The following is a 26,426-nucleotide window of genomic DNA, read 5'->3' as shown; positions in this document are numbered from 1 at the left end:
CGGTCGGACAGACTCGCATCGAGCCCTTACCATCGGTCAGTGCAGTGAGTCGTGTTCGGTGCGGCGGGAGGCCCCCATGTCCGTGATAGCCATCGACAACCTGGTCAAGACCTTCGGCAGCGTACGCGCCCTCGACGGGCTGGATCTGCGGGTGGAACCGGGGGAGGTGCACGGCTTCCTCGGCCCCAACGGCTCCGGCAAGTCCACCACCATCCGGATCCTGCTCGGCCTGCTGCGTCGCGACTCCGGGCAGGTACGGGTCCTCGACGGCGACCCGTGGCGCGACGCGGTGGCGCTGCACCGGCGGCTGGCGTACGTGCCCGGCGACGTCAACCTCTGGCCCAACCTTTCCGGCGGCGAGGCGATCGACCTGTTCGGCGCCCTGCGCGGCGGCCTCGACGAACGCCGCCGCGACGAGCTGCTGCACCGCTTCGAACTGGACCCCACGAAGAAGTGCCGTACCTACTCCAAGGGCAACCGGCAGAAGGTCGCCATCGTCGCCGCCTTCGCCTCCGACGTCGAGCTGTACGTCCTGGACGAACCGACCTCCGGCCTCGACCCGCTGATGGAGGCGGTGTTCCAGGAGGAGGTCCGCGAACTCACCGCCGGCGGTGCCAGCGTGCTGCTCTCCAGTCACGTGCTGGCCGAGGTCGAGGCGCTCTGCGACCGGGTCAGCATCATCCGGGAGGGGCGGATCGTGGAGTCCGGCAGCCTCACCGAGCTGCGGCACCTGGCCCGCACCACGGTCACCGTCGAGACCGTACGCCCGCTGACCGGGGTGGCCGAGCTGCCGGGGGTGCACGAGGTTCGCGCCGTCGACGGGCGGGTCCGGTTGGAGGTCGAGCCGGCGCACCTCGACACGCTGCTGGCTCACCTGCTCCGCTTCCAGGTCCGGGCCCTGACCAGCGCGCCGCCCACCCTGGAGGAGCTGTTCCTGCGCCACTACGGCGACACCGTCACCGACGGCGGTGCCCGATGAGCACCCTCACCGGCACCGGTCGGCTGGCCCGGCTCGCCGTGCGCCGCGACCGGGTCCGGCTGGGCATCTGGGTGCTCGGCACCCCCCTGATCGGGTACGCCATCGCCGAGAGCGTCGCCGGGCTCTACCCCGATGCGCAGACCCGCCTCGGCTACGCCGAGACCGCGATCACCAGCGTGGTCGCCCGGGCCTTCAACGGTCCGATCGCCGGCACGGACATCGGTGCCGTGGTGGTCACCGAGTCGTACCTGACCCTGGCTCTGCTCGCCGCCCTGCTCAGCACCTTCGCGGTGACCCGGCACACCCGGCAGAACGAGGAGACCGGGCGGGCGGAACTGCTCGGTGCCGCGCCGGTCGGGCGGTACGCCCTGCTCACCGCCGCCCTGGTCGTGGTGGTGGGTGCCAACGTGCTGGCCGCCGGGCTGCTCGCCCTGGCTCTGGTCGGCACCGGCCTGCCGGTCGCCGGGTCGGTGGCCGCCGCGGCGGCGGTCGGCGGGGTGGGTGTCGCCTTCACCGGCGTCGCCGCCGTCACCGCCCAGCTCACCGTCACCTCGCGCGGCGCGAACGCCCTCGCCGCCGCCACGGTCGGTGTCGCGTTCCTGCTGCGTGCCGCCGGTGACGTGCTCGGTGAGCGGGCCGCCGCCGCGACCCGCCTGGACAGCGCGTGGCCGGTGTGGCTGTCCCCGCTGGGCTGGGGCACCCAGGTCCGGGCCTTCGGTCCGGAACGCTTGTGGGCGCTGGCCCTGCCGGTGGCCCTGCTGGTCGCCTGCGTCGCCGTGGCCTACCTGCTGGCCGAGCGTCGGGACGTCGGCGCGGGCCTGCTCGCCGCCCGTCGTGGGCCGGCCCGGGCCGCGTCCGGGCTGCTCAGCCCCGCCGGGTTGACCTGGCGGCTGCACCGGGGGGCGTTGGCCGGTTGGGCGGTCGCGGTGACGATTCTCGGTCTCGCGATGGGCGCGGCCGGGCACGAGGTCGACGCCATGATCGCGGAGAACCCGCAGGCGGCCGAGGTGATCGCCCAGCTCGGCGGCGGTGCCGAACTGGTCGACGCGTACCTGGCCGCGATGCTCGGGATCTTCGCACTGACCATCGGCGCGTACGTGGTGCAGGCGCTGCTGCGGACCCGCACCGACGAGTCCGACGGCATCCTGGAGGCGCTGCTCGCCACGGCGGTCAGCCGTACCCGATGGCTCGGCACGCAGGTCCTCGGCGCGGCCCTCGGCGCGTCGGTGCTGGTGCTGCTGGCCGGGATCACCACCGGCCTCGGGTACGGCGTGGCCGACGGTGATCCGGTCGGCTGGACGGTCGACCTGGCCGGGGCGGCGCTGCTGCGGCTACCGGCGCTGCTGGTGGTCGCCGGGGTGGTCACCGCGCTGTTCGGCACGCTGCCGCGCTTGTCGGTCGGGCTGAGCTGGGCGTCGCTGATCGTCTTCCTGCTGCTCGGCCAGCTCGGTACGGTGCTCGACCTGCCGCAGGCCGCCCTCAACCTGTCCCCGTACACGCACGTGCCGTCCGTACCCGCCGCCGACGCGACCGTACCGCCGCTGCTCGCCCTCACCGCCGTGGCGGTGGTGCTGCTGGCCGTCGGACTGGCCGCCTTCCGCCACCGCGACACCCCACGGTGACCAGGTCTTCTCGTGTGCGCTCCCGCCGACGCCCACCGCGCGTCGGCGGGTCGGTGCGGCGAGGCTCACTAGACTCGATGAGGTGGGACGAGGACGCTCAGGCCACGGCACGGGCGGTCCGGGCATGCGCGACCTGCTCACCCCGATCGAGACGGCCGTCCACCAGGGACACCAGGACGAGGCCCTGCGTCGGCTGGCGGCCGTCCCGGCGGACCTGCCGCTACCCGCGGGGTTGGCCTGGCGGCTCGGTGTGCTGCTGCACCAGCAGGGCCGGTTCGACGCGGCCGACGCCTGCTATCGCCGCGTCGACCTCGACCTCGACGACCAGGACCCGTCGACGCTCGCCGACCGCGCCCAGGTCCTCGCCGGCTGGGCCGCGACCCGCTGGGCTCAGGGCGACCAGGCGCGTACCCGGCAGTTGGCCACCGATGCGGTCGCCGTCGCCGAACGCAGCGCCGACGACGCGGCGGTGGCGGCGGCCTACCTGGCACAGGCGCTGGCCGCGTTCGGCGACGGCGACCGCGCGGGAAACGAGCACGCGTACGCCCAGGCCCTGGCGGCAGCCGAACGCGCCGGCGACTTCGGGCAGCAACTGCGGATCCGGTGCAATGTCGGGTCGCGGCTGGTCGAGGAGGGACACTACCGACCGGCCATCGAGGAACTCGACGAGGCGGTCCGGCTCGGCGAACTGCTCGGCCAGCAGATGCTGCTCGCGTTGGCGCTGCACAACCGCGCGGAAGCGTGGCTCGGCCTGGGTGACCTGCATCGCGCCCGCAGCGACGCGGACAAGGCGCTGGCCCGGTGGCAGCGGGCCGGCTCCCCGCTGGCTGCCTTCGGGCTGACGCTCACCGCCCGAGTGCACCGGGTCCGGGGGGCGAACCACCAGGCGGTGGCCGCCTACCGGGCGGCGCTGGCCATGGGAGAACCGGACGGCAACGCGCAGGTGCTGGTGGAGGCGTGCGCCGGGCTCGCCCGGCTCAGCTACGCCGACGACCCGCAGGCGGCGGCCCGCCACACCGAGCGGGCCCTGTCGCTGCCCAGTTCCGCCGGCCCCACCGTCGCCGAACTGGCCGCCGGCTGGGTCGCCCTCTGCTCCGGAGACCCGCACACCGCCCTGCGGTACGGCGAACAGGTCCGCGCCGAGACCGGTCGCCGGCGGGACACGGCGGGCCTGGCCGAGGCCATGGAACTCGTCACCCTCGCCGCCCACCGCGCCAACCCCGAGGCGACCTCGCCCCGGACGGTACGCCGGCTGCTCGCCGACCTGGTCGAGGCGGCGACGATCTGGGCCGAGCTCGGCAACGAGTTCGCGCTCGCCACCAACGCCCTGCTCCAGGCCCGGCTCACCGGTGACCTGGTCGCGGAGCGGATCGCGTACGAGCGGCTGCGCCGCATCGGCGTACAGGAAGGTGGCTGGCATGTCGCCGGACCGTTGGCGGCGATCGGGCCGGCACCGGTGCCCGAGGTGGAGGTGCAGATCCTGGGCCAGTTCGCGGTGCGGCTGGCCGGCGTGGCGGTGTCGGTCGGCAGCTGGCAGTCCCGCAAGGCGCGCGATCTGCTGCACATGGTGGCCGCGCAGCTCGGCAGACCGGTGGCCCGCGACGCGCTGGCCGCCGCGCTGTGGCCGCAGGCCCGCGCCGAGGTGGCGCTGCGCCGCCTGTCGGTGCTGATCTCGACCGTACGGGGTGTGCTCGACCCGGGTCGGCGACATCCGGCGGACCGTTACCTGATCACCGACTCGGCCACCGTGCAGCTGAGGACGGCACATGTGGTGGTGGACGCGTGGCGTTTCCACGACGCGGCCCGGGCGGCAGTCGTCGCCGACACCGCGAGCCCGCCACCGACCGGCACCGCCGCCGACGACCGGTTGCTGAGCCAACTGGAGACGGTGGTGGCCATGTACGCCGGTGATCTCCGCACCGACGACGAGGTCGTCGGTGCGGCGGTCCAGCGGCCCCGGGCGCTGCTGTCCGCACTGCACCGCGAGGTGACCCGCCGGCTGGCGAGGCGGTATCTGCACCTGGACCGGCCCGACGCGGCGATCGGCTGGTACCTGCGGCTGGTCGGCGAGGACGGTTACGACGAGCCGGCCCACCTCGGCCTGATCGCCGCGCTGTCGGCCGCCGGACGGCACGGTGAGGCCAACCGGCGCCATCAGGAGTACGTCGTGCGGATGGCCGAGATCGGTGTCGAGCCGGCCGCGGCCGCGCTACCGGATCGGGCTCGCCTGAACAATTCCTGAACCGCCCCCGAAGACCGCCGATCAGACTGCTCGGTGTCCGGACACGACCGTGGTGGACCCGACGTGGCGGGTGCCGCGACCGTGGCGATGCCGGAGGCAGACGGGGGTGGTCGGCGTGTTCAGGTCGAAGGAGAAGACGATGGGACGGGTTCGAGGGCTGCTTGTCGTGCTCGCGGCCGGGCTCATGCTGACCGGCTGTGCCGGCGGAACGGACGACGGCACCGCCTCGGGTGGGGCAGCCGCGACCAGCGAGGCCGACGGCGGGCAGGCGCCGGACCAGGGCAGCGGCGGAAAGGACACCGGGTCGGGTGACGGGGACCGCTGGTGCGACGCGGTGCAGGCGTTCAGCACCTCGATGGACCCGCTGTTCACCGAGAGCGCGGGCAAGGCCGAGCTGGATCAGGCCCGTACCCGGCTGAAGGAGTTGAAGGCGGCGGCACCAGCCGAGATCAAGTCCGACGTGACGACGCTCGGCGAGTTCTACGCCGCGGTCATCGACGCCTCCGGCAAGAGCATGCCCGAGGACCCGGCGGCGTGGGCCCGCGTCGGCCAGACCACCGAGGGGCTCAAGACGGCGATGCCGCCGGTGTCGGACTACACCATGAAGCGTTGCCCTGAGTTCGACGGGCAGCTGCCGACGGGGCAGTGACGACGGCCCCCGGGCTGCTCAGAGCACCTTGGGATCAGAGCACCTGGGATCAGAGCACTTGGGATCAGAGCACCTGGGAGAGGAAGCGGCGCAGGCGCGGGTGCTGCGCCGCTTCGAAGATCGCGGCCGGCGGTCCGGCCTCCAGCACCACCCCGGCGTCCATGAACGCGACCGTGTCGGCGACCTCCCGGGCGAAACCCATCTCGTGGGTCACCACGACCATGGTCATGCCCTGCGCCGACAGGTCCGCCATCAACGCCAGGACACCCTTGACCAGCTCCGGATCCAGCGCCGAGGTGGCCTCGTCGAAGAGCATCACCTGCGGCTGCATGGCCAGTGCGCGGGCGATGGCGACACGTTGCTGCTGGCCACCGGACAGGTGTGCCGGGCGGGCGTCGGCCTTGGCGGCCAGCCCCACCCGGTCCAGGTGTTCGCGGGCCACCGCTGCCGCCTCGTCCTCGCCGAGCTTGCGGATGCGCCGCAGCGCGAGGGTGATGTTGCGGAGCACGCTCATGTGCGGGAAGAGGTTGAACTGCTGGAAGACCATGCCGACCCGCTGCCGCAGGGCGTCCGGGTCGTCGCGCAGCACACTGCGTCCGTCCAGCAGCACGTCGCCGCGGTCCGGTTCGAGCAGCCGGTTGACGGTCCGCAGCAGGGTGGACTTGCCCGACCCGGAGGGGCCGATCACGCAGGCGGTCGCCCCCCGGGCCACGTCCAGGTCCACCCCGCGCAGCACCTGGTGACGCCCGAAGGCCAGGTGCACGTCGCGCAGGCTCAGGCTGACCGAGTCGCTCATCGTTGGTTCCCTCCGGCGGCGCCGGGCAGCGCCAGGTCTAGGTCGTCGGGGTCGTCGTCGGCCGGGCCGGTGGCCGGTCGGCCGTGCCGCAGTCGCCTGTCGATCCAGTTGACGACGTGGGTCAGCGGGACCGTCAGCGCCAGGTAGAAGAGCCCGGCCAGCAGCAGCGCCGACTGGTTGCCGGTGTTGGCGGCGTAGTCCTGCCCGATCCGGAACAGTTCCCGCTGGCTGGCCAGCAGGCCGAGGAAGTAGACCAGGCTGGAGTCCTTGATCAGGGCGATCAGCTGGTTCACCCAGGCCGGCAGGATCCGCCGGATGCCCTGCGGAATGATCACCCGGCGCATCGCCTCGCCCCAGGAGAAGCCGAGCGCGCGGGCCGCCTCCAGCTGGGTGGCCTCCACCGACTGGATGCCGGAGCGGAAGATCTCCCCGATGTACGCCGACGCGATCAGCGACAGCGCCAGGATGCCCAGCGGGTACGGGTTGGGCCCCCACACCTGCATGCCGAGCGGGGCCAGGCCGACCCCGATCAGCAGGATCGTCGCCGCGGCCGGCAGGCCCCGGAAGACGTCGGTGTAGACCCGTGCCGGCCACCGCAGCCAGCGGGTTCGCGAGATGCCCGCGACGGCCAGCACGATGCCCAGCGCCGAGCCGAGCAGGGCGGCGGTGACCGCCAGGATCAGCGTGTTCGGCAACCCGACAGTGATCATTTCGGGTAGCGCCTCGCGCATCGACTCCCAGTCGAAGAACGTCTCCCACAGGGTGCGCAACGGATCCACGGGTCAACCTCCGCCCTGCTAGCTGGTCGTACCGGTCAGGAAGCGGCCGAGGGGGCCGCCGACGGGACGGTCACGGTGCCGCTGCCGGGAGCGAAGTCGGCCGGGATCGCCCGACCCGGGTAGTACTGCTCGTTGAGCCGGGTCCAGGTGCCGTCGGCGATGACCTCGTCGAGGGCCTTGTTCAGCGCCTCGCGCAGCGCGTCGTTGCCCTTGGCGAAGGCGTACGCCGTCGGGGCCGGGCTGAGTTCCTTCGCCGCCACGGTGATCTTGCCGCCGCTGTCGGCGGCGGTCTTCTCACCGATCTCGGCCGGGGAGATCCAGGCGTCCGCGGTGCCCGCCTTGAGCTGGTTGAGCGCGCTGTTGTAGTCGGGCACCCGTACCGGGTCGAGGCCCTTGGTGGTGGCGTAGTCGTCCTGGACGGTGCCCTGCACGACCACCACCCGCTTGCCGGCCAGCTCGTCGAAGCTGCTCAGGGTCGAGCCGGCGGGCACGTTGAGACCGAGGTAGCCGAAGTCGTAGCCGTTGCCGAAGTCGACTGTCTTCTTCCGCGCCTCGGTGATGGTGATCGAGGAACTGCCGATGTCGAACTTGCGGTTGTTGACCTGGGCGAGCAGGCCGGAGAAGTCGGTGCCGACGAACTCGACCTTCAGCCCGAGCTTGTCGGCGGCGGCGACCAGCAGATCGTTGTCGAAGCCGGTGAACTTGCCGTCCTTGAGGTACACGTTCGGCGGCGCGTCGGTGAGCGTGCCGGCCCGCAGCACCCCCGGCTGGAGCAGGTTGTACGGGTTGTCGGCCTCGCCGGCCGAGTCCGAACCGCAGGCGGTAAGCGTGACGGCGGTGAGGACTGCGGCGACGCCGACAGCGGCGGCCCGGGTCAGGGCAGGAACGATTCGCACAGGTGTCTCCTGGATGAACGACGGCGGGCACGGACGTGCCGCACCGACGGTCCGTCGTGCGACGGACCGCTGGGATGAACCGATGGCAGAGGGGGAGTTGATCAGGTCACCCGAGGCCCGCAGGCTCGGCGACCGGCAGCGACGCGGTCAGCTACACGCGGCGCTGCAGACCCGCATCATGTCGACGTGGCGACGTTGGGTCAGATCGAGGCAGGCCGCCACGGGAGCGGATCGACTGCGGTACGACATGGGTCTCCCTCAAGGTCGTGATGACCTGGAAACCAGGCCACGCTTGCACCGGTGGTTGCACCGGTGCCTGGTCCTCACCCGGGGCACCCCTGCGCGGACGAGGGTTGCCGGCCAGCAAGCCGGGGCTTCACGCTGGCACTCATGACCTGCGGCCGAGGCTAGCAGCAGGGGACGGGTCGGCGTCCACTCGATATGACGGCCCTCACGCTCTGGTCATCTCCGGTGGTGCGGCAGGTAGGCGCACCGTGACGTGGAGCCCGCCGGTGGGGCGGCGGCTGACGTACGGGCCAGGGCCGGTCGACACGAGCAGCCTGGGCCGCGATGTGGGCCGCCCATTGCCACCATCCGCGTGATCCCTTACGGTCGGCTCAGCGGTGGGCGGTGCGGTCCGCATCCGAGAAGACACCGTCGGTGCCTCGCCAGGTGGGCCGGGAGGGTGGAACTCCCGAGGCCCGCACACGTGGCGGGACCCGACGGGCGAGCCCCGAACCGTGGGACGGCGCGTCGAGGCGTCGCAGCCGGCGGTCGACGGGCGCGGACACCCACCGGGAGCCACCCTTGTATCTCACTCCCCATGAGCAGGATCGTCTGCTCGTCCACGTGGCGGCCGACGTCGCCCGGCGCCGCCGCGAACGCGGCCTGCGCCTGAACTATCCCGAAGCCGTCGCGGTGATCACCGCCTTCCTGCTCGAAGGTGCCCGCGACGGGCGCTCCGTGGTCGACCTGATGTCCGCCGGCCGTACCGTGCTGACCCGCGAGGACGTCCAGGACGGCATCCCCGAGCTGCTGGGGGAGGTGCAGGTGGAGGCGACGTTCCCGGACGGCACCAAGTTGGTGACGGTGCACCACCCGATCCCGTGATCCCGGGGGAGATCCTGCTGGCCGCCGACCCGGTGGAGATCAACGCCGGGCGGCCGGTGACCACGCTGCTGGTGGTCAACACCGGCGACCGGCCGGTGCAGGTCGGCTCGCACTACCACTTCGCCGAGGCCAACCCCGCGCTGGACTTCGACCGGGACATCGCCTGGGGGCAGCGGCTGGCCGTACCGGCGGGCACCTCGGTGCGTTTCGAACCGGGGGTGAGCCGCAGTGTCGACCTGGTGCCGTTGGCCGGTGCCCGGATCGTGCCCGGCCTGCGCGGCGAGTGCGGCGGGGCACTGGACGCCGAGCCGGGAGGAGCGGCATGAGCATCGTCGAGCGGAACCGCTACGCCGCGCTGTACGGGCCGACCACGGGTGACCGGATCCGGTTGGCCGACACGAACCTGCTCATCCAGGTCGAACACGACCACTGCGTCGGCGGCGACGAGGCGGTCTTCGGTGGCGGCAAGGTGATCCGCGAGTCGATGGGTCAGTCCCGGGCCACCCGGGCCGAGGGCGCGCTGGACACCGTCATCACCGGTGCTGTGGTGCTCGACCACTGGGGTGTGGTCAAGGCCGATGTGGGGCTGCGCGACGGACGGATCGTGGCGCTGGGCCGGGCCGGCAACCCGGACACCATGGACGGGGTGCACCCCGACCTGGTGATCGGCCCGGCCACCGAGGTCATCGCCGGCAACGGCCGCATCCTCACCGCCGGGGCGGTCGACACCCACGTGCACTTCATCTGCCCGCAGATCGTCACCGAGGCCCTCGCCGGCGGGGTCACCACCCTGGTCGGCGGTGGCACCGGGCCGGCCGAGGGCACCCGCGCCACCACCGTCACCCCGAACGCCTGGCACCTGGCCCGGATGCACGAGGCCCTCGACACGTTCCCGGTCAACGTGCTGCTGCTCGGCAAGGGCAACACGGTCTCCACCGAGGCGCTGTGGGAGCAGCTGCGGGCCGGGGCTGGCGGGTTCAAGCTGCACGAGGACTGGGGCACCACCCCGGCCGCCATCGACGCCTGCCTGCGGGTCGCGGACGCCTCGGGCGTGCAGGTGTCCATCCACACCGACACCCTCAACGAGGCCGGGTTCGTCGCGGACACGCTGCGGGCGATCGGCGGGCGGGCCATCCACTCGTACCACACCGAGGGGGCCGGGGGTGGGCACGCGCCGGACATCATCACCGTCGCCGGGGAACCGAACGTGCTGCCGTCGTCGACCAACCCGACCCGCCCGTACACCCGCAACACCCTCGCCGAGCACCTCGACATGCTGATGGTCTGTCACCACCTGAACCCGGCCGTACCGGAGGACCTGGCCTTCGCCGAGAGCCGGATCCGGCCGTCCACCATGGCCGCCGAGGACCTGCTGCACGACCTCGGGGCGATCTCCATCATCGGCTCGGACTCGCAGGCCATGGGCCGGGTCGGGGAGGTCGTGCTGCGCACCTGGCAGAGCGCGCACGTGATGAAGGCCCGGGTGGGGGCGCTGCCGGGTGACGGCGCCGCCGACAACCACCGGGCCCGGCGGTACGTGGCGAAGTACACCATCTGCGCGGCGATGGCCAACGGCCTCGACCACGAGATCGGGTCGGTGGAGCCGGGAAAGCTCGCCGACCTGGTGCTCTGGGAGCCGGCCTTCTTCGGCGTACGACCGCACCTGGTCATCAAGGGCGGCATGATCGCGTACGCCCAGATGGGCGATGCGAACGCCTCGATCCCGACTCCGCAGCCGATGCTGCCGCGGCCGATGTTCGGCGCCCACGGCGGTGCGGCGGCGGTGACCAGCCTGGCGTTCGTGGCCCCGGCGGCGCTGGAGGCCGGGCTGCGTCTCGACGTACGCCGCCGGGTGGTGCCGGTGGCCGACGTGCGTTCGCGTGGCAAGGCGGACCTGCCGGAGAACAACGCCCTGCCGCGCATCGAGGTCGACCCGGACACCTTCACCGTCCGCATCGACGGCGAGGTGGTCGAGCCGGATCCGGTGACCGAACTGCCCATGGCCCAGCGGTACTTCCTGTTCTGATGGCCGCAACGACGATTGCGCTGCTGGTCGCCGACGGGCGGTTCCCGGCCGGGGCGCACGCCCACTCGTCCGGTCTGGAGGCGGCCGTCGCGGCCGGACGGGTGACCGACCTGGCCACGCTTGACGAGTACCTGCGCGGCCGGCTGACCACCGCCGGCCTGGTCGCGGCGGCATTCGCGGCAGCCGCCCGCCAGGCGGCCGGCCTGCCGCCGAGATCGGATGGTGTCCACGATCGACGGTTGACGCTCGCCCAGCTCGACGCGGAACTGGATGCCCGTACGGCCTCGCCGGCGCAGCGGGCGGTGTCCCGTCGGCAGGGCCGTGCGCTGCTGCGGGCCGGTCGGGAGATCTGGCCCGCCGCGACCTTCGACGACCTGCCCGCCACACCGGGCGGCCCGCACCAACCGCTCGCGCTCGGTCTGGTCGGGGCCGCCGCCGGCCTCGATGCGGCACAGGTCGCCACGGTCGCCGTGCACGCCACGGTGACCGGGTCGGCAAGCGCCGCCGTACGCCTGCTCGGGCTCGATCCGTACCAGGTGCAGGCCCTGCTGGTGCGGCTCGCCGACGCCTGCGACGCGACCGCGACCCGCGCGGCGCGGGCCGCCGAACTACCACCGCGGCGGCTGCCCGCCGCCGCCGCGCCACTGGCCGACATCCACGCCGAAGCTCATGCCACCTGGGAGGTGCGTCTCTTTGCGTCCTGACATCACGCACGACGAGTCTGTTCCCCACACCCACCCCGAACCGGGGGTCGACCCGCACGCCCCGCTGCCCACCGCCGTCCGGGCGCTGCGGGTCGGCATCGGTGGCCCGGTCGGCTCGGGCAAGACCGCCCTGGTCGCCGCGCTGTGCCGGGCGTTCGCCGACGAACTGCGTCTCGGTGTGGTGACCAACGACATCTACACCACCGAGGACGCCGACTTCCTCAAGCGGGCCGGGGTGCTCGACCCGGCCCGGATCCGGGCGGTGGAGACCGGCTGCTGCCCGCACACCGCCATCCGTGACGACATCGGCGCGAACCTCGACGCGGTCGACGAACTGGCCGAGGCGCTGGGCCCGCTGGACCTGGTGCTTGTCGAGAGCGGCGGCGACAACCTGACCGCGACCTTCAGCCGCGGGCTGGTCGACCGGCAGATCTTCGTGGTCGACGTGGCCGGCGGGGACAAGGTGCCACGCAAGGGTGGTCCGGGGGTGACCGCCGCCGACCTGTTGGTGATCAACAAGACGGATCTGGCGCCGATGGTCGGCGCGGACCTGTCCGTGATGGACCGCGACGCCCGGGCCCGGCGCGGCAGCCTGCCCACGGTGTTCCAGTCCATCACCGAGGATCCCCTCGCCACCCAGGTCGCCGCGTGGATCCGGCACGAACTGGCCCACCACCGCGCCACCGGCCTCGAATCCGGGCCCAGCGCCGGCACCCGGGCGGCGGTTCCCGCCGGGCAGGCCTGATGCGGGCCACCGCCTGGCTGGTGGCCCGTGCCGACCGGCACGGCCGCACCACCCTGGCCGAGCTGCGCGGCGAGAGCCCTCTGCTGCTGCGCCAGGTCCCCGGCCCGGGCGGTGGCGTCACGGTGTACGTCGTCGGCGGTGCGGCCGGTCCGCTCGCCGGCGACGACCTGCGGCTCGACGTCGAGGTCGGCCCGGGTGCGGTGGTACGCGTCCAGACGGTCGCCGCCTCCATCGCGCTGCCGGGCCGCCCCGGCGCGGTCTCCCGGATGCTGCTGCGGGCGACCGTCGCGGCGGAGGCCGTCCTGCACTGGCTGCCGGAGCAACTGGTCGCCGCGGCCGGCTGCGCGCACATCGCCGACGCCCAGGTGGAGGTCGCCGAAGGCGGCACCCTGCACTGGCGGGACGAGTTGATCTGCGGCCGGCACCGCGAGCAGCCGGGTCACGCCGAGATCAACACCTGGGTGGACCTGGCAGGTCGGCCGCTGTTGCGCCAGTCGTTGACGGTCGGCCCCCAGGCACCCGGCTGGGCCGGCCCGGCGGTCCTCGGTGGCGCACCGGCAACCGGCTCGCTGCTGGTTCTCGACCCCACCCGACCCCCCGAGTCGCCGGTGGTACGCGGCACCCTGGCCCGGCTGCCGCTGGCCGGCGGACCGGCGACCCTGTGGACCGCCACCGCGCCCGACGCACACACTTTGCGGTCGTATCTTGAGCCGGACAATCCTGCGAATAGCCTCACTGCTACGGCCGGGCGGGATTCGGCCGGGGGAGGGGAGCGCGAGGTTGTCCGGACTGGGTGAGGTCGTCGCCGAGCGACGCATCGTGGTCATCGACCCCGAAGGTGTCACTTCGGAGCTGGTGGTCCGCCTCGGGAAGCCGGATCCGGATCCGTTGTCGCACCACGGCGACTGGGGCTGCCCGTTCCAGGTCGAAGGGCTGGGTGAGGATTCGGTGCAGACCGCATACGGAGTGGACTCCCTCCAAGCGCTGCTGCTGGCCGCGTACCGGGTCCGGCTGCTGCTGGCCGAACATGCCGAGCAGACCTCGGCCCGGCTGGACTGGCTGGGACAGCCGGACTTCGGCCTGCGTGTCGACCCAGGCCCGGCCGGGCCGCCCGCCAGCCCGGGTTGACCGGCCGGTCCCCGGTAATCCGGTTGGCCCCGATGCCGCCGGTGGCTAGCGTGCCGGTGCATGGACCTGCCGCGACAATTCGTCATCCGCGAGGGTGACCTGCGCATCCTCAACCCCTTCGACGCGGAGAAGCTGGCCACCCTGGGGCGGGCGCTGAAACTCGCCCCGGGCACCTCGATCCTCGACCTGTGCAGCGGAAAGGGTGAGCTGCTCTGCACCTGGGCCCGCGACCACGGGGTGGTCGGCACCGGCGTGGACATCAGCACCGCCTTCACCGCCGCCGCCCGGCAGCGAGCCACCGAACTGGGGGTGGCGGAACAGGTCCGCTTCGTGCACGGAGACGCCGCCGCGTACGAGGGCGAGGCACTGGTCGACGTGGCGGCCTGTGTCGGTGCCACCTGGATCGGCGACGGTGTTCCCGGCACCCTGGAGATCCTGGCCCGGCGGCTACGGCCCGGCGGGATGGCGCTGGTCGGTGAGCCGTACTGGCGGATCGAGCCACCGGACCAGGCGACCGTCGAGGGCTGCGACATCACCAACCGGGACGACTTCCAGGACCTGCCCGGCCTGGTCGGGCTCTTCGGTGAGCAGGGCTGGGACCTGGTCGAGATGGTGCTGGCCGACCAGGACAGCTGGGACCGCTACGCGGCGGCCCACTGGCTCAACCTGCGCCGCTGGCTGGACGACAACCCGGACGACCCGCTCGCCGGCGAACTGCGGCAGGAGTTGACCGAGGATCCGTTGCGCCACGTGCGCTATCGCCGCGACCATCTGGGCTGGGGCGTCTTCGCCCTGATCCGCCGCTGATCCGCCGTGACTGCGGCGATCGCTGCCACGGCGGCATCAGGTGCCGGCACCGACCGCCAGCCCGGCTTCGTCGTCGGTGGCAAGCCACCGACGCCTTCGTCTGACGGTCACCTCACCCAGGCGGCTGGCCGGGGACCGAGGGAGACGAACGGTGCCGTCGCGTGCGCAGCCAGCTCCTGATCCCGTACACGCATGCAACGGTCAGAAGGAGGAGGGCCGGCCAGATCAGGTGCACCCAGATGCCGCCGAGCAGGAACGCGGCACCGAGCAGGGCCTGACCGCCACTCTCCATCAGCACCAGCCGGCTGTCCCTGCCGCTGTGATCACGGGCCTCTGAACCACCGCGAAGCAGCAAGGTGGCGCCGCGCCACAGGCCGAGCCCTCCGGACATCAGGAGTAGCCAGCCTCCCAGCAACGTCAGCCAGCTTGGCATCCGTGGCTCCCTCGTCGTTCCTGCCGCCCCGACAGCGGGCAACGAATCGCCCCCCCCACCCCCACCCCCACCCACCCCCGCCCTCGCCCGCCCCACCCCCGCCCCCGCGATCTTGCACTTTTGGTCCCGACGAAAGCCTCATAAGGCCGCATATCGGCGACCGTAAGTGCAAGATCGCGGGGGCGGGGCGCGGGTGGGGGTGAGGGCGGGGCGCGGGCGAGGGCGGGGGCGGGGTGGGGATCGCCTGGCGGGGCGGGTGGGGTGGGTGGGTTAGGCGGGGGCGGGGGTGGGGTGGGGGTGGGGGGTCAGGCGGGTGATGAGGGCGGTCAGGTGGGTGGCGAGGGTGATGTCGTCCACTGTGCTGAGTGCGGCCAGGTTGGTCTGGATCAGCATGGAGAGGCGTTCGTGCTCGCGGCGGCCTCGGGCGGTCAGGTAGGCCCGGATACGGCGGCGGTCGATCGGGTCGACCCGACGGAAGACCAGGTTGCGGTCGACGAGTTGGTCGACCAGCTTGGTCAGGGTGCCCGGCGGCAGGGACGCCTCGGCGGCCACTTCGCTCATCGGATGGCCCAGGCCGTCGGCCAGCAGGCAGAGCACCCGCCAGGCCTCAATGCTGAGCGCCTCGTCGGCCAGCAGCCCGCCGACCCGGCGGGAGAGCAGCCGTTCGGCGCGGGTGAGCAGGGGCAGCAGGTCGGCTGCGGAGCCGGGATGGTCTGACATGGCACTCCCGCCTTGGGGTTGCCGCGTCATCGTACCGAGACGTCCCGCTTGTTGGGGAGCTCTGGTCACCAGGATCGGCGGCGGTCACCATGTGTTCATGTCCGGGCCGGCGGCGGGGATCGGGAGTCCGCGGGCGGCGCAGAGCGTCGCCGCCGGGACGTCCTGGCTCACCGTCGACCGAGGCGTGGTCAGTATCGCGTTGGTGTACCCGATGCGCGGGCCGGCCGGCATGTTCGGCCCGAGCTGCGAGCTCTGCGCCCAACTCGCCGTCGAGGAGGTCAACGGCCGTGGCGGGGTGCTCGGTCGGGAGCTGCGACTGGTGCCGGTGGACGGTGGGGCGCCGCCGGCCGAGGTGGCCGCCGAGGTCGAGGCGCTGGTGTCGGTCGGTGCGGTGCAGGGCGTCACCGGTTGGCACATCTCCTCGGTCCGTCAGGCGGTGGCACCGCGCATCGCGCACCGGGTGCCGTACGTCTACACCGCCCTGTACGAGGGCGGTGAGCGTACCGAAGGGGTCTTCCTGACCAGCGAGACCCCGGATGCCCAGCTGTTGCCGGCGATGCGGGTGCTCGCCACCGACGTGGGGGTGCGGCGCTGGTTCGTGGTCGGCAACGACTACGTCTGGCCCCGGCGGACCACGCAGGCCGCCTACCGGTACGCGCAGCGCACTGGCGGCCGGGTGGTCGGGCATCATTTCCTGCCGCTGGAGACCCACGACTACGCCGAGGTGTTGCGGCGCATCGAGCGCAGCGACGCCGACGCGGTGCTGATGCTGCTGGTCGGTGCGGACGCGGTGCGCTTCAACCGGGCGTTCGCCCGTTCCGGGCTGGATCAGCGCTGTCTGCGGCTGAGCACGCTGATGGACGAGAACATGCTGCTGGCCAGCGGGGTGGCCGGCACCCGAGGGCTGTTCAGCACGGCCGGTTTCTTCGCCGGCCTGGTCACTCCGGAGAACCTGGACTTCCACGGCGCGTTCGCCCGCCGCTTCGGGTTGGAGGCGCCGCCGCTGGGCAGCCTCGGCGAGTCCTGTTACGAGGGGGTCATGCTGCTGGCCGCGCTCATCGCCAAGGCCGGCACGTTGGACGTACGGGCGGTGGAGGCGTCCGCGGACGTGGTGTCGTACGACGGACCGCGTGGCGAGTTGCGGCTGCGGCGGCGGCACGTGCGGCAGCGCATCTACCTGGCCGAGGCCGACGGTCTGGATTTCACAGTCGTCGCCGAACTCTGACCCGCGGCAGCGTGATCGGGCCGAATCGATCACGGCGTGACCCGACCGTGCCTTGACACGCCCGGGAAGCGGCCACATAAGATACTTCCTGCGTGAAGTATCCGGTGTCGAGCCGGAAGTCGCCAACCGCTCGACGGCAGTCTGATAATTTCCGTCCACTGCGGCCGATAATCGTATGCCGGTCGCCTGTACGCCCTTTTAGGGCGGCAGGTGCCGGCATTTTCCGTGTCCGCGACACCGGCCGTTACGCGGCAGCGGAAACAGTCTATTGAGGATCGGGAAACATCCGCGCAATGAAGCGGATCGAAGCTTTCCCTGCCCGATATCCGAGTCGGTGCCCGGTCGGCGTCCACCCGCCCGTCGGGCGCCGCGATGTTCCACCGGACCGCACCGCAATCGCAGCTCGACACCTTCGCTCGGGACCGGCGTTCGTTTCCGGGCTACTGACTCGACGCTTCACGTGCGACGCAGGGAGATTTGATGACACTGTTCCGGGGACGACGCATCCTGGCGGGTGCCATGACCCTGGTCGCCGCGGCCGCGCTGGCCGCGTGCGGCAGCAAGACCACCGACGAGAAGACCTCCGCCGGCGTCACCGCCGACACCTCCGGCGACACCGTCAAGGTGGGCCTGCTCAACTCCCTGTCCGGCACGATGGCCATCAGTGAGGTGACCGTCCGCGACTCGATCATGCTGGCGATCGAGGAGATCAACGCGGCCGGCGGGGTACTCGGCAAGAAGATCCAACCCGTGGGTGAGGACGGTGCCTCCGACTGGCCGACCTTCGCCGAAAAGGCCGAGAAACTGATCCGCGAGGACCGGGTGGCCGCCGTCTTCGGCTGCTGGACCTCGGCCAGCCGAAAGGCCGTCAAGCCGGTGTTCGAGAAGCACAAGGCGCTGCTGTTCTACCCGGTGCAGTACGAAGGGCTGGAGCAGTCGCCGTACATCTTCTACACCGGGGCGACGACCAACCAGCAGATCGTTCCCGGCCTGGACTACCTCAAGGCACAGGGCGCCAAGTCGCTCTACCTGGTCGGTTCCGACTACGTCTTCCCGCGTACCGCGAACAAAATCATCAAGGCGTACGCCGAGGCCAATGGAATGACTGTGCTGGGGGAGGACTACGCCCCGCTCGGCTCCACCGAGTTCGGCACGATCACCAACAAGGTGAAGTCCTCCGGTGCGGACGCGGTCTTCAACACCCTCAACGGTGACAGCAATGTCGCCTTCTTCAAGGAGTACAAGTCCGCCGGGCTGACCGCCACCAGCATGCCGGTGGTGTCGGTGTCGATCGCCGAGGAGGAGGTCAAGAGCATCGGCACCCAGTACCTGGAGGGGCAGCTGACCGCCTGGAACTACTACCAGACCACCCCGGGTGCGGCGAACGAGAAGTTCGTCGCCGCGTACAAGGCCAAGTACGGGGCGGACAAGCCGACGAGCGACCCGATGGAGGCCGCCTACGTCTCGGTCTACCTCTGGAAGGCGATGGTGGAGAAGGCCGGCACCTTCGAGGTGGAGCAGGTCCGCAAGGCCTCCGACGGCATCACCTTCGAGGCGCCCGAGGGCCTGGTCACCGTGGACGGCGCGACCCAGCACATCGCCAAGACCGCCCGCGTCGGCAAGGTCGGCCCGGACGGCCTGATCACCGAGGTGTGGAACTCGGGCAAGCCGATCACCCCGGACCCGTACCTCAAGAGCTACCCGTGGGCCGGTGGCCTGAGCTAGCCGGCACTCCGGTTCGGGCGGGACTCACGGTTCCGCCCGAACCGCCCCACCAGCAGTACGGAGTACCCACCGTGACAGTTCTCATCGGCCAACTCTTCACCGGCGTCAGCATCGGAGCGGTGCTGCTGCTCATCGCGCTCGGCCTGGCCCTCACGTTCGGCCAGATGGGCGTGATCAACATGGCGCACGGCGAGTTCATCATGGCCGGCGCGTACACCACCTTTGTTCTGCAACAGGTCATCACGGCGGCCGGCTGGTCACTGCTGATCGCCCTGCCGGTGGCCTTCGTGGTGGCCGGCGCGATGGGTGTGCTGCTGGAGTTCCTGCTGATCCGCCGCCTCTACGCCCGCCCCCTGGACACCCTGCTGGTCACCTGGGGGGTGTCGCTGATCCTGCAACAGTTGGCCCGCGACATCTTCGGCAGCCCCAACGTGCAGACCCGGGCCCCCGAACTGCTCACCGGCAACATTGCGCTGCCCGGCGGGATCACCGTCGCCAACAACCGGCTGTTCATCCTGGCACTGGCCGGCGGCGCCGTCGTCGCGCTGACCGTCGCGTTGCGCATCACTCCGCTGGGCCGCCGGATCCGGGCCGTGGTGCAGAACCGTGACCTGGCCGCCGTCTCCGGCATCGCCACCGCCCGGGTCGACCGGATGACCTTCTTCATCGGCTCCGGCCTGGCCGGCATCGCCGGTGTCGCCCTCACCCTGCTCGGCCCGATCGGCCCCACCATGGGCACCAACCTGATCATCGATGCCTTCCTGGTGGTGGTGGTCGGCGGGATCGGTCAGCTCAAGGGCACCGTGATCGTCGCCTTCGCCCTGGGCGTGCTCCAGGCCACCGGCGAGTACCTGACCACCCTCAGCGTCGCCAAGGTGATGGTCTTCGTCGCCATCGTCGCGTTCCTCCAGTGGCGGCCCCAGGGCATGTTCACCCTGCGAACCCGGAGCCTGGCATGACCACCGTCGCCCGTGATTCCCGTACCGTCGTCGACCCCGCGCCGCCACCGGCCAAGCCGGCGGCCGGGCCGTCGCGGCACCGCTTCCGCGCCGTTGCCGGCTTCGCCTTCGGCGCCGCGCTGTTGTTCGCCGTGGCGCCGCTGGTGCTGTCGGACTTCCGGCTCTCCCTGCTGGCCAAGTACCTCTGCGTGGCGATGGTCGCGGTCGGTATCGGCCTGGCCTGGGGTCGCGGCGGCATGCTCGCCCTCGGCCAGGGCGTCTTCTTCGGCCTCGGCGGCTACGCGATGGCCATGCACCTCAAGCTCGCCGACGCGGGACCGGGCAACATGCCCGACTTCATGCTGCTGTACGGGCAACTCGACGAGTTGCCACTGTGGTGGCGACCCTTCGCCAGCCCCTGGTTCGCCCTGCCCGCCACGGTGCTGCTGCCGATGGCGGTGGCGTTCGTGCTCGGCTCGCTGGTGTTCCGCCGTCGGGTCCGCGGTGCGTACTTCGCCATCCTGAGTCAGGCCCTCGCCGCCGCCATGGTGATCCTGCTGATCGGCCAGCAGGGCACCACCGGCGGCACCAACGGCCTCACCGACATCCAGGGCTTCTTCGGCTACGACCTGGACGACCCGGTCAACCAGCGGATGGTCTACTTCATCATCGCCGGCACCCTGCTGGCGCTGCTGGTCCTGGCCCGGCACCTGATGCAGTGCCGCTACGGCGAACTGCTGGTGGCCGTACGCGACGGCGAGGAGAGGGTCCGTTTCCTCGGGTACGACCCGGCAGCAGTGAAACTCGTCGCGTACGTGGTGGCCGCCGGCATGGCCGGGCTGGCCGGTGCGCTGTTCGTGCCCGCGGTCGGCATCATCTCCCCGGCCCTGATCGGGATCGTCCCGTCCATCGAGTTCGTCATCGGGGTGGCCGTCGGTGGACGGGCCACCCTGCTCGGGCCGGTGCTCGGCGCGGTGGCGGTGGCCTGGGCGCGTACCGCCCTGTCGGAACGGTTTCCGGGCGGCTGGACGTACCTGCAGGGGCTGTTGTTCGTGGTGGTGGTGGCGTTCCTGCCCGGCGGCCTGGCCTCGCTGATCGGCCTGGCCCGCCGCGGCGACGGTGAGCGGTGGTTCGGCCGGCTGCGGCGGACCCGCCGCACGGAAGGGCAGGCGTCGTGACGGAACAACTACCCGGACTCTACGTACGGGATCTGCGGGTCAGCTTCGACGGCTTCACCGCGGTCGACGGGGTGAGCCTCGACGTGGCGCCGGGGGACATCCGGTTCCTGATCGGCCCCAACGGTGCCGGTAAGACCACCCTGGTCGACGCGGTGACCGGGCTGGTCAAGGCCACCGGCTCGGTACGCTTCGACGACCGGGAACTGCTCGGCCGCCCGGTGCACCGGATCAGTCGCCTCGGGGTGGGGCGTACCTTCCAGACCTCCACGGTCTTCGAGGAACTCACCGTCCTGCAGAACCTCGACATCGCGGCCGGCGCCCGGCGCGGCTGGGCGACCCTGCTGCGTCGCCGGCACGGCATCCCCGACGAGGTGGCCGAGGCTCTGGAGGTGATCGGCCTGGCGGGCCGGGCCGACCAGCTCGCCGGCACCCTCGCCCACGGTCAGAAGCAGTGGCTGGAGATCGGCATGCTGCTCGTGCAGGACGCCCGGCTGCTGCTGCTCGACGAGCCGGTGGCCGGGATGAGCCACGAGGAACGCGACGCCACCGGTGAGCTGTTGGAGCAGGTCAGCCGGGACCGGACGGTGGTGGTCATCGAGCACGACATGGACTTCCTGCGCCGGTTCGCGCGGACGGTCACCGTGCTGCACGCCGGCCGGGTGCTCAGCGAGGGCAGCGTCGCCCAGGTGCAGGCCGACCCCCGCGTGCAGGAGGTCTACCTCGGTCACCCGGTCGACGCCGGTCCGACCCCTCTGGAGGCATGATGTTCAGTCTGCGTGGCGTGCACGCCGGCTACGGTCGCAGCCGGGTGCTGCACGGCGTCGACGTCCAGGTGCCCGGCGACGGGGTCGCCACGGTGCTCGGGCACAACGGCGCCGGCAAGTCCACCCTGCTGCGGGTCGCCGCCGGGCTGCTGCGGCCCACCGCCGGTCAGGTCGAGTGGGACGGCGAGGACATCACCCGGCTCGCCCCGCACCAGCGGGTCGCCCGGGGCATCGCGTACGTGCCGCAGGGGCAGCAGTGTTTCCCGCACCTGACGGCGGCGGAGAACCTGCGCCTGGTCGCCGACGGTCGCCGCGACGGTGCGGCGGCCACCGCCGAGGTGCTGGACCTGTTCCCGGCACTGCAACCGCTGCTGCGTCGGCGGGCCGGGCTGCTCTCCGGCGGGCAACGCCAGCAACTGGCCATCGCCCGGGCGCTGATCACCCGACCCCGGTTGCTGATGCTCGACGAGCCGACCGAGGGCATCCAACCGTCGGTGGTGGCCGAGATCCAGGACCGGATCGTGGCGTTGATCGCGCAGACCGGGTTCAGCGTGTTGCTGGTCGAGCAGCATCTCGGGTTCGCGTTGCGGGTCGCCGACCGCTACCACGTGCTGGAGTCCGGCCGGGTCACCTCCGCGGGCGAGGGTGGCGGCGACGCGGAGCTCACCGTCCGGGAGGCGCTCGCCGTGTAGCGGCGGCGGTTGATCGACTCCGTGTCGGTGGTGTCACCGCCGAAACGGCGTGCCTCCACTTCCGCTGCTGGCGACGACCGCATAAGGTGTCGATGGAAGCGCTCCCACGGCCTCGGGCAGGGCCGTTGTGTCGACGTTCCTCATCACCCACCACAGAGGAAGTCGCATGTCCGCACGGAGAAAAATCCAGGCCGTCGCCACCGCGGCTGCGGTGCTGCTCGGCCTGGCTGCCGCCGCGCCCGCCGCAACGGCGGCACCCACGGCTGACGCCGTGACGAGCGCCGCCGTCCCGGCCAACGACTGGCTGCGTACCGACGGCAACAAGATCGTCGACGAGGCCGGCAACCAGGTCTGGCTGACCGGCGCCAACTGGTTCGGCTTCAACGCCACCGAACGGGTCTTCCACGGTCTGTGGTCGGCCAACATCGAGAACATCACCCGCCAGATGGCCCAGCGCGGCATCAACATCGTCCGGGTGCCCATCTCCACTCAGCTGCTGCTGGAGTGGAAGGCCGGCCAGGCGATCCGGCCGAACGTCAACACGTACGTCAACCCGGAGCTGGAGGGCATGAACAACCTCCAGGTCTTCGACTACTGGCTCCAACTGTGCGAGAAGTACGGCCTCAAGGTCATGCTCGACGTGCACAGCGCCGAGGCCGACAACTCCGGGCACACCTACCCCGTGTGGTGGAAGGGCACCGTCACCTCGGAGCTGTTCTACCAGGGCTGGGAATGGGTCACCACCCGCTACCGCACCAACGACACCATCGTCGCGATGGACATCAAGAACGAGCCGCACGGCACCCCCAACGACCCGCAGCGGGCCAAGTGGGACTCCAGCACCGACCAGGACAACTTCAAGTACGCCTGCGAGACGGCGGGCAAGCGGATCCTGGCCATCAACCCGAACCTGCTGATCCTCTGCGAAGGCATCGAGGTCTACCCGCGTCCCGGCGCCACCTGGAACTCGCCCAACACCAACCCGGACCGCAGCCCCAACTACTTCTACAACTGGTGGGGCGGCAACCTGCGCGGCGTCGCCGAGCACCCGGTCGACCTGGGCGCGCACCAGGACCAGCTGGTCTACTCGCCGCACGACTACGGGCCGCTGGTGTTCGAGCAGCCCTGGTTCGCCGGTGACTTCGACAAGGAGTCGCTGACCAACGACGTGTGGCGACCGAACTGGTTCTACATCCACGAACAGAACATCGCCCCGCTGCTGATCGGTGAATGGGGCGGACGACTGGGCCAGGACGCCCGGCAGGACCGCTGGATGGCCGCGCTGCGCGACCTGATGATCGACAACGGCATCCACCACACCTTCTGGTGCCTCAACCCCAACTCCGGTGACACCGGTGGTCTGCTGCTCGACGACTGGACCAGCTGGGACGAGACGAAGTACAACCAGATGCTCAAGCCGGCGCTGTGGCAGCACAACGGCAAGTTCGTCGGCCTGGACCACCAGGTACGCCTCGGTGGCGCCGGCGCCACCACCGGCATCAGCCTCGCCGAGCGCTACGCCGACGGCACCGACCCGGTGGACACCACCGCGCCGACCGCCCCGGGCCAGCCCACGGCCACCGAGGTGACCGCCACCGCCGCCACGCTGAACTGGGCCGCCGCCACCGACAACGTGGGTGTCACCGCGTACGAGGTGCTGCGGACCACCAGCGGCTCCGGTGGGGCCAGCGTGGTCACGGTCTCCGGCACCAGCTACCGGGCCACCAACCTGACCGCCTCGACCAGCTACACCTTCACGGTGCGGGCACGCGATGCGGCAGGCAACATCTCGGCGGCCTCACCGCCGTTGACCCTGACCACACCGGCCGACAACGGCGGTGGTGGCGATCAGGGCTGCGCCGCGACGTACCGGGTGGTCAACTCCTGGCAGGGCGGCTACCAGGCGGAGGTGACCGTACGCAATTCCGGCACCGCGGCGATCGGCGGCTGGACGGTCAACTGGACCGCCCCGGCCGGCACCACCATCTCGTCACTGTGGAACGGCAGGTTGACCACGTCCGGTACCTCGGTGACGGTGCGAAACGAGCCGTACAACGGGCAACTGGCCGCCTCGGCCAGCACCACCTTCGGGCTGACCGGCAACGGATCGGGCGTGCCGACCGGGCTGAGCTGCGTCGCGTCCTGACGCGACCGGCGCGCACCCCTGCCCCATCCGCCCGGCGGGTGGGGCAGGGGCCGTCCGGATCACGTGATCCGGACGGCCCCGCGCGGCCCGGGCCTGGGATGGGCCGCGTCTAGGCCAGCCGGATGGCGTCACCGTCGACTGTGACGTTCGCGGCCGGCAGCGGGGCACGTGCCGGTCCACTGCGTACCGAGCCGTCGGCGATGTCGAAGACGCTGTTGTGGCAGGCGCAGGTGATGGCGCCGTTGTCGACCGAGGTGACCGTGCAGCCCTGGTGGGTGCAGGTGGCCGAGAACGCCTTGATGGTGCCCTCGGTGGGCTGGGTGACCACCACCCCGGCCGAGGCGAAGATCGCTCCACCGCCGACCGGAATGTCGGCGAGCGTGGCCAGCGCCGGTGGGCCCGGCTCGTCGTCCGGCGCACCGGATCCGCCGGGAGCGGGACTGCCCCCGCCGGGGGCGGCGCTACCCCCGGCCGGGGCGGTGTTGCCGCCCGGTGCGGCGGGTGGCGGGGCGGCCGCCGGCTGGCCGTACGTCGCGCAGCCGGTCAGCGCGGCCACTCCCGCCGCGCCGGTGCCGGCCAACAGGGCCCGTCGCGACCGGCAACAGCCGGCCTGCTCGTGGTTCATCGTGGCTGCTCCGCCCTCTCGAAGATCAGAACTGGATGCCGAAGGTGGTGAAGTACCACACCGACGAGGTCAGGAAGATGCCGATCAGGGCGACGAAGACCACCCCACCGAGCACCGGCAGCACCCAGCCGGCGAGACCGCGTTTGGGCAGGGTGAGCATCTTGGTGGCGAACGCGCCGAAGAAGAAGCAACCCAGCACGGAGTGCAGCAGCGTACGGGTGTCGTAGCCGTCGAAGCCGAGCGCGTACAGACAGTGCACCGCGACCGGTACGGTCAGCAGGAAGGCGATCCGCCCCGACCAGCGGTGCGCGGCACCGGCCCAGGACGGGGAGAACCCGCCGAGCCGGCCCCACATGGACAGCGCGGACAGCAGCTGGATGACGGCGAAGAACGCCGCCCCGGTGCCCAGCCACACCTTCACCGTCAGCGGTGACGAGAAGCCGGCCACGTTGACCGCGATGCCGGTCGGGGTGTGGTTGCGGCCGTAGACGCCCAGCGCCACCGCCACGCCCGCCCCGACCAGCAGCGGCACCATCATCGACGGCCGCCGTCGCGGCGCCGGTGCCGCGCCGAACTCGCGGATCACCTCGACGTCGGGCTCCGGCGGGCGGCGGGGCACCGTACGCACGTTGCCCTGCCGGTGCTGGGACATCACCGCGCTCCGGGGATGACCGGCTCGGCGACGATGGTGACTCCGTTGACCACTGTGCTGTTGAAGGCCGGGTCCAGCGGCGGCGCGGGGATCGGCTTGCCGTTCCAGGTGACGATGCCGATCTGCGTACCGTCGGGCAGCATGATCCAGCCGCCGTCGATGCCGGCCTTGCGGACCTCGTCGGTCGCGCGGTAGATCGCCGGGTCGGTGCCCGCGCCGGACTTGGTCTCCGCCTCGTCGACCGTCTCGCTGTCCGGCCGGGCGGTGAACTTCCAGCGCCGTACGCCGACGATCATCTCGCCGCTGGCGCTGTCACCCCGGATGATGCCGGTCAGCTTGGCGTCCTTGCCGGTCAGTTCGATCTTTCCGTCGCGGACCGTGCCGGACAGCCACACCTCCATGCTCCGGCCGTCGCAGACGTACGCCTCGGCCTTGCCGCCGGAGACCGTGATGGCGATGGTGGCGCCGTTCTCCAGCTGGCCGATCCAGTTCTGCTCGACCGAGGAGACGTCGACGCCGTCCGGCGACTCCTCCGGCTCGTCGGGCGGGGAGACTCCCGGCTGGCGGCTGTCCTCCGGATCGGGTTGCTCGTCGTCCACCGGAGCCTCGTCGTCGACGTCCGCCTCGTCCTGCGGCGGCGCGGCGACTGCCGGTGGGGCGTTCTCGCCGGTGGGCTGGGTGCGCGGCGGTGATGCCTGCGCACTCATCGTGAACAGCACGGCAGCCGTCACCGCCCCCGACAGGAGGGTGAGCAACGGGGTCAGGCGCTTCATGGGCCACTCCCTTCGCCATCAGGTACGGCATCGGAAGTGGATCGGTTCAACACCGGCTGGAAAACCTCTTCG

27 protein-coding genes and 1 riboswitch are annotated in these 26,426 nt (G+C 71.6%); of the genes, 19 read left to right on the top strand and 8 right to left on the bottom strand.

Annotation, left to right across the window (positions count from 1 at the left end; genetic code table 11):
• Window positions 1–76 precede the first annotated feature (76 nt).
• The 4 genes from VAB18032_RS17810 to VAB18032_RS17795 all read left to right on the top strand — a co-directional run bounded on the left by VAB18032_RS17810 (window position 77) and on the right by VAB18032_RS17795 (window position 5,492).
• A complete protein-coding gene (locus tag VAB18032_RS17810; RefSeq protein WP_013734270.1) occupies window positions 77–979 on the top strand; it encodes an ABC transporter ATP-binding protein in 903 nt (300 codons plus the stop codon).
• Window positions 976–2,601: an ABC transporter permease gene (locus VAB18032_RS17805; RefSeq protein WP_013734269.1), complete on the top strand. Its 1,626-nt coding sequence runs from the start codon at window positions 976–978 to the stop codon at window positions 2,599–2,601. The genes VAB18032_RS17810 and VAB18032_RS17805 overlap by 4 nt, the downstream gene beginning before the upstream one ends.
• Before the next feature lie 82 nt (window positions 2,602–2,683).
• On the top strand, window positions 2,684–4,843 hold the full coding sequence (locus VAB18032_RS17800) for an ATP-binding protein (protein ID WP_148272302.1): 2,160 nt from the start codon (window positions 2,684–2,686) through the stop codon (window positions 4,841–4,843).
• A gap of 139 nt (window positions 4,844–4,982) precedes the next feature.
• Window positions 4,983–5,492, top strand: coding sequence for a hypothetical protein (locus tag VAB18032_RS17795; protein ID WP_013734267.1), 510 nt, complete (start codon window positions 4,983–4,985; stop codon window positions 5,490–5,492).
• Window positions 5,493–5,556: 64 nt separating this feature from the next.
• On the opposite strand, the gene VAB18032_RS17790 is transcribed toward VAB18032_RS17795, so the two are convergent.
• From VAB18032_RS17790 to VAB18032_RS17780, 3 genes are read right to left on the bottom strand one after another with little or no spacing between them, the layout of a single operon-like run.
• Window positions 5,557–6,288 (bottom strand): amino acid ABC transporter ATP-binding protein, encoded by a 732-nt coding sequence (locus tag VAB18032_RS17790; protein ID WP_013734266.1) that lies wholly within the window; start codon window positions 6,286–6,288, stop codon window positions 5,557–5,559.
• Window positions 6,285–7,067, bottom strand: coding sequence for an amino acid ABC transporter permease (locus tag VAB18032_RS17785; protein WP_013734265.1), 783 nt, complete (start codon window positions 7,065–7,067; stop codon window positions 6,285–6,287). The genes VAB18032_RS17790 and VAB18032_RS17785 overlap by 4 nt, the downstream gene beginning before the upstream one ends.
• Before the next feature lie 35 nt (window positions 7,068–7,102).
• Entirely contained in the window at window positions 7,103–7,963 is an 861-nt protein-coding gene (locus VAB18032_RS17780; RefSeq protein WP_013734264.1) for an ABC transporter substrate-binding protein, read from the bottom strand.
• Window positions 7,964–8,246: 283 nt separating this feature from the next.
• Window positions 8,247–8,359: riboswitch (SAM riboswitch) on the bottom strand.
• A gap of 411 nt (window positions 8,360–8,770) precedes the next feature.
• Between VAB18032_RS17780 and VAB18032_RS17770 the strand changes: the two genes are divergently transcribed.
• The 8 genes from VAB18032_RS17770 to VAB18032_RS17735 are packed head-to-tail and all read left to right on the top strand — an operon-like array spanning window position 8,771 to window position 14,483.
• Window positions 8,771–9,073 (top strand): urease subunit gamma, encoded by a 303-nt coding sequence (locus VAB18032_RS17770; RefSeq protein WP_013734263.1) that lies wholly within the window; start codon window positions 8,771–8,773, stop codon window positions 9,071–9,073.
• On the top strand, window positions 9,070–9,399 hold the full coding sequence (locus VAB18032_RS17765; RefSeq protein WP_013734262.1) for an urease subunit beta: 330 nt from the start codon (window positions 9,070–9,072) through the stop codon (window positions 9,397–9,399). Before VAB18032_RS17770 ends, VAB18032_RS17765 begins: the two co-directional genes overlap by 4 nt.
• A complete protein-coding gene (locus VAB18032_RS17760; protein WP_013734261.1) occupies window positions 9,396–11,099 on the top strand; it encodes an urease subunit alpha in 1,704 nt (567 codons plus the stop codon). The genes VAB18032_RS17765 and VAB18032_RS17760 overlap by 4 nt, the downstream gene beginning before the upstream one ends.
• Window positions 11,099–11,803, top strand: coding sequence for an urease accessory protein UreF (locus VAB18032_RS17755; RefSeq protein ID WP_013734260.1), 705 nt, complete (start codon window positions 11,099–11,101; stop codon window positions 11,801–11,803). The genes VAB18032_RS17760 and VAB18032_RS17755 overlap by 1 nt, the downstream gene beginning before the upstream one ends.
• Complete coding sequence (ureG, locus tag VAB18032_RS17750) at window positions 11,793–12,548, top strand: urease accessory protein UreG (RefSeq protein WP_013734259.1); 756 nt, start codon at window positions 11,793–11,795, stop codon at window positions 12,546–12,548. The genes VAB18032_RS17755 and ureG overlap by 11 nt, the downstream gene beginning before the upstream one ends.
• A complete protein-coding gene (locus tag VAB18032_RS17745; protein ID WP_013734258.1) occupies window positions 12,548–13,345 on the top strand; it encodes an urease accessory protein UreD in 798 nt (265 codons plus the stop codon). The genes ureG and VAB18032_RS17745 overlap by 1 nt, the downstream gene beginning before the upstream one ends.
• Window positions 13,329–13,676 (top strand): DUF6968 family protein, encoded by a 348-nt coding sequence (locus tag VAB18032_RS30175; RefSeq protein ID WP_013734257.1) that lies wholly within the window; start codon window positions 13,329–13,331, stop codon window positions 13,674–13,676. The genes VAB18032_RS17745 and VAB18032_RS30175 overlap by 17 nt, the downstream gene beginning before the upstream one ends.
• Before the next feature lie 60 nt (window positions 13,677–13,736).
• Window positions 13,737–14,483, top strand: coding sequence for an SAM-dependent methyltransferase (locus tag VAB18032_RS17735; protein WP_013734256.1), 747 nt, complete (start codon window positions 13,737–13,739; stop codon window positions 14,481–14,483).
• Window positions 14,484–14,595: 112 nt separating this feature from the next.
• On the opposite strand, the gene VAB18032_RS17730 is transcribed toward VAB18032_RS17735, so the two are convergent.
• Together VAB18032_RS17730 and VAB18032_RS17725 are read right to left on the bottom strand one after the other, a co-directional pair.
• Window positions 14,596–14,916: a hypothetical protein gene (locus VAB18032_RS17730; RefSeq protein ID WP_013734255.1), complete on the bottom strand. Its 321-nt coding sequence runs from the start codon at window positions 14,914–14,916 to the stop codon at window positions 14,596–14,598.
• 270 nt (window positions 14,917–15,186) lie between these two features.
• A complete protein-coding gene (locus tag VAB18032_RS17725) occupies window positions 15,187–15,636 on the bottom strand; it encodes a MarR family winged helix-turn-helix transcriptional regulator (protein ID WP_013734254.1) in 450 nt (149 codons plus the stop codon).
• Between the two features lie 97 nt (window positions 15,637–15,733).
• Here VAB18032_RS17725 and VAB18032_RS17720 point away from each other — a divergent pair, with 97 nt between their 5' ends.
• The 7 genes from VAB18032_RS17720 to VAB18032_RS17690 all read left to right on the top strand — a co-directional run bounded on the left by VAB18032_RS17720 (window position 15,734) and on the right by VAB18032_RS17690 (window position 24,304).
• The gene (locus VAB18032_RS17720) at window positions 15,734–16,861 is read left to right on the top strand and encodes a substrate-binding domain-containing protein (protein ID WP_081476284.1); all 1,128 of its coding nucleotides are present in this window, start codon (window positions 15,734–15,736) and stop codon (window positions 16,859–16,861) included.
• A gap of 480 nt (window positions 16,862–17,341) precedes the next feature.
• Window positions 17,342–18,586: an urea ABC transporter substrate-binding protein gene (gene urtA / locus VAB18032_RS17715; protein ID WP_013734252.1), complete on the top strand. Its 1,245-nt coding sequence runs from the start codon at window positions 17,342–17,344 to the stop codon at window positions 18,584–18,586.
• Window positions 18,587–18,657: 71 nt separating this feature from the next.
• Window positions 18,658–19,545: an urea ABC transporter permease subunit UrtB gene (gene urtB, locus VAB18032_RS17710; protein WP_013734251.1), complete on the top strand. Its 888-nt coding sequence runs from the start codon at window positions 18,658–18,660 to the stop codon at window positions 19,543–19,545.
• The gene (gene urtC, locus VAB18032_RS17705) at window positions 19,542–20,702 is read left to right on the top strand and encodes an urea ABC transporter permease subunit UrtC (protein ID WP_013734250.1); all 1,161 of its coding nucleotides are present in this window, start codon (window positions 19,542–19,544) and stop codon (window positions 20,700–20,702) included. Before urtB ends, urtC begins: the two co-directional genes overlap by 4 nt.
• The gene (gene urtD / locus VAB18032_RS17700; RefSeq protein WP_013734249.1) at window positions 20,699–21,466 is read left to right on the top strand and encodes an urea ABC transporter ATP-binding protein UrtD; all 768 of its coding nucleotides are present in this window, start codon (window positions 20,699–20,701) and stop codon (window positions 21,464–21,466) included. Before urtC ends, urtD begins: the two co-directional genes overlap by 4 nt.
• Entirely contained in the window at window positions 21,466–22,158 is a 693-nt protein-coding gene (urtE, locus tag VAB18032_RS17695) for an urea ABC transporter ATP-binding subunit UrtE (RefSeq protein ID WP_013734248.1), read from the top strand. Before urtD ends, urtE begins: the two co-directional genes overlap by 1 nt.
• Before the next feature lie 166 nt (window positions 22,159–22,324).
• Complete coding sequence (locus VAB18032_RS17690) at window positions 22,325–24,304, top strand: cellulase family glycosylhydrolase (RefSeq protein WP_013734247.1); 1,980 nt, start codon at window positions 22,325–22,327, stop codon at window positions 24,302–24,304.
• Between the two features lie 109 nt (window positions 24,305–24,413).
• Here VAB18032_RS17690 and VAB18032_RS17685 read toward each other — a convergent pair whose 3' ends face one another.
• The 3 genes from VAB18032_RS17685 to VAB18032_RS17675 form a co-directional block, all read right to left on the bottom strand.
• Window positions 24,414–24,929 (bottom strand): Rieske (2Fe-2S) protein, encoded by a 516-nt coding sequence (locus tag VAB18032_RS17685; protein WP_013734246.1) that lies wholly within the window; start codon window positions 24,927–24,929, stop codon window positions 24,414–24,416.
• Window positions 24,930–24,954: 25 nt separating this feature from the next.
• Window positions 24,955–25,467: a DUF6529 family protein gene (locus VAB18032_RS17680; protein ID WP_043724824.1), complete on the bottom strand. Its 513-nt coding sequence runs from the start codon at window positions 25,465–25,467 to the stop codon at window positions 24,955–24,957.
• 113 nt (window positions 25,468–25,580) lie between these two features.
• A complete protein-coding gene (locus VAB18032_RS17675) occupies window positions 25,581–26,354 on the bottom strand; it encodes a hypothetical protein (protein ID WP_013734244.1) in 774 nt (257 codons plus the stop codon).
• Window positions 26,355–26,426 lie beyond the last annotated feature (72 nt).

Origin of the sequence: Micromonospora maris AB-18-032 (assembly GCF_000204155.1) — a bacterium.
In the GTDB taxonomy this organism is placed as follows: domain Bacteria; phylum Actinomycetota; class Actinomycetes; order Mycobacteriales; family Micromonosporaceae; genus Micromonospora; species Micromonospora gifhornensis.
This window is presented reverse-complemented; position numbering and strand designations above follow the sequence as displayed.

What these genes read in the sequence shown, in the direction of transcription:
- VAB18032_RS17755 (WP_013734260.1), top strand. Translation starts at nt 11,099, where the DNA reads ATGGCCGCAACGACGATTGCGCTGCTGGTCGCCGACGGGCGGTTCCCG.
- VAB18032_RS17795 (WP_013734267.1), top strand. Translation starts at nt 4,983, where the DNA reads ATGGGACGGGTTCGAGGGCTGCTTGTCGTGCTCGCGGCCGGGCTCATG.
- VAB18032_RS17725 (WP_013734254.1), bottom strand. Translation starts at nt 15,636, where the DNA reads ATGTCAGACCATCCCGGCTCCGCAGCCGACCTGCTGCCCCTGCTCACC.
- urtA (WP_013734252.1), top strand. Translation starts at nt 17,342, where the DNA reads ATGACACTGTTCCGGGGACGACGCATCCTGGCGGGTGCCATGACCCTG.
- VAB18032_RS17730 (WP_013734255.1), bottom strand. Translation starts at nt 14,916, where the DNA reads ATGCCAAGCTGGCTGACGTTGCTGGGAGGCTGGCTACTCCTGATGTCC.
- VAB18032_RS17805 (WP_013734269.1), top strand. Translation starts at nt 976, where the DNA reads ATGAGCACCCTCACCGGCACCGGTCGGCTGGCCCGGCTCGCCGTGCGC.
- VAB18032_RS17745 (WP_013734258.1), top strand. Translation starts at nt 12,548, where the DNA reads ATGCGGGCCACCGCCTGGCTGGTGGCCCGTGCCGACCGGCACGGCCGC.
- urtE (WP_013734248.1), top strand. Translation starts at nt 21,466, where the DNA reads ATGTTCAGTCTGCGTGGCGTGCACGCCGGCTACGGTCGCAGCCGGGTG.
- urtC (WP_013734250.1), top strand. Translation starts at nt 19,542, where the DNA reads ATGACCACCGTCGCCCGTGATTCCCGTACCGTCGTCGACCCCGCGCCG.
- VAB18032_RS17760 (WP_013734261.1), top strand. Translation starts at nt 9,396, where the DNA reads ATGAGCATCGTCGAGCGGAACCGCTACGCCGCGCTGTACGGGCCGACC.
- VAB18032_RS17735 (WP_013734256.1), top strand. Translation starts at nt 13,737, where the DNA reads ATGGACCTGCCGCGACAATTCGTCATCCGCGAGGGTGACCTGCGCATC.
- VAB18032_RS17810 (WP_013734270.1), top strand. Translation starts at nt 77, where the DNA reads ATGTCCGTGATAGCCATCGACAACCTGGTCAAGACCTTCGGCAGCGTA.
- VAB18032_RS17685 (WP_013734246.1), bottom strand. Translation starts at nt 24,929, where the DNA reads ATGAACCACGAGCAGGCCGGCTGTTGCCGGTCGCGACGGGCCCTGTTG.
- VAB18032_RS17720 (WP_081476284.1), top strand. Translation starts at nt 15,734, where the DNA reads ATGTCCGGGCCGGCGGCGGGGATCGGGAGTCCGCGGGCGGCGCAGAGC.
- VAB18032_RS17690 (WP_013734247.1), top strand. Translation starts at nt 22,325, where the DNA reads ATGTCCGCACGGAGAAAAATCCAGGCCGTCGCCACCGCGGCTGCGGTG.
- VAB18032_RS17790 (WP_013734266.1), bottom strand. Translation starts at nt 6,288, where the DNA reads ATGAGCGACTCGGTCAGCCTGAGCCTGCGCGACGTGCACCTGGCCTTC.
- VAB18032_RS17675 (WP_013734244.1), bottom strand. Translation starts at nt 26,354, where the DNA reads ATGAAGCGCCTGACCCCGTTGCTCACCCTCCTGTCGGGGGCGGTGACG.
- VAB18032_RS17680 (WP_043724824.1), bottom strand. Translation starts at nt 25,467, where the DNA reads ATGATGGTGCCGCTGCTGGTCGGGGCGGGCGTGGCGGTGGCGCTGGGC.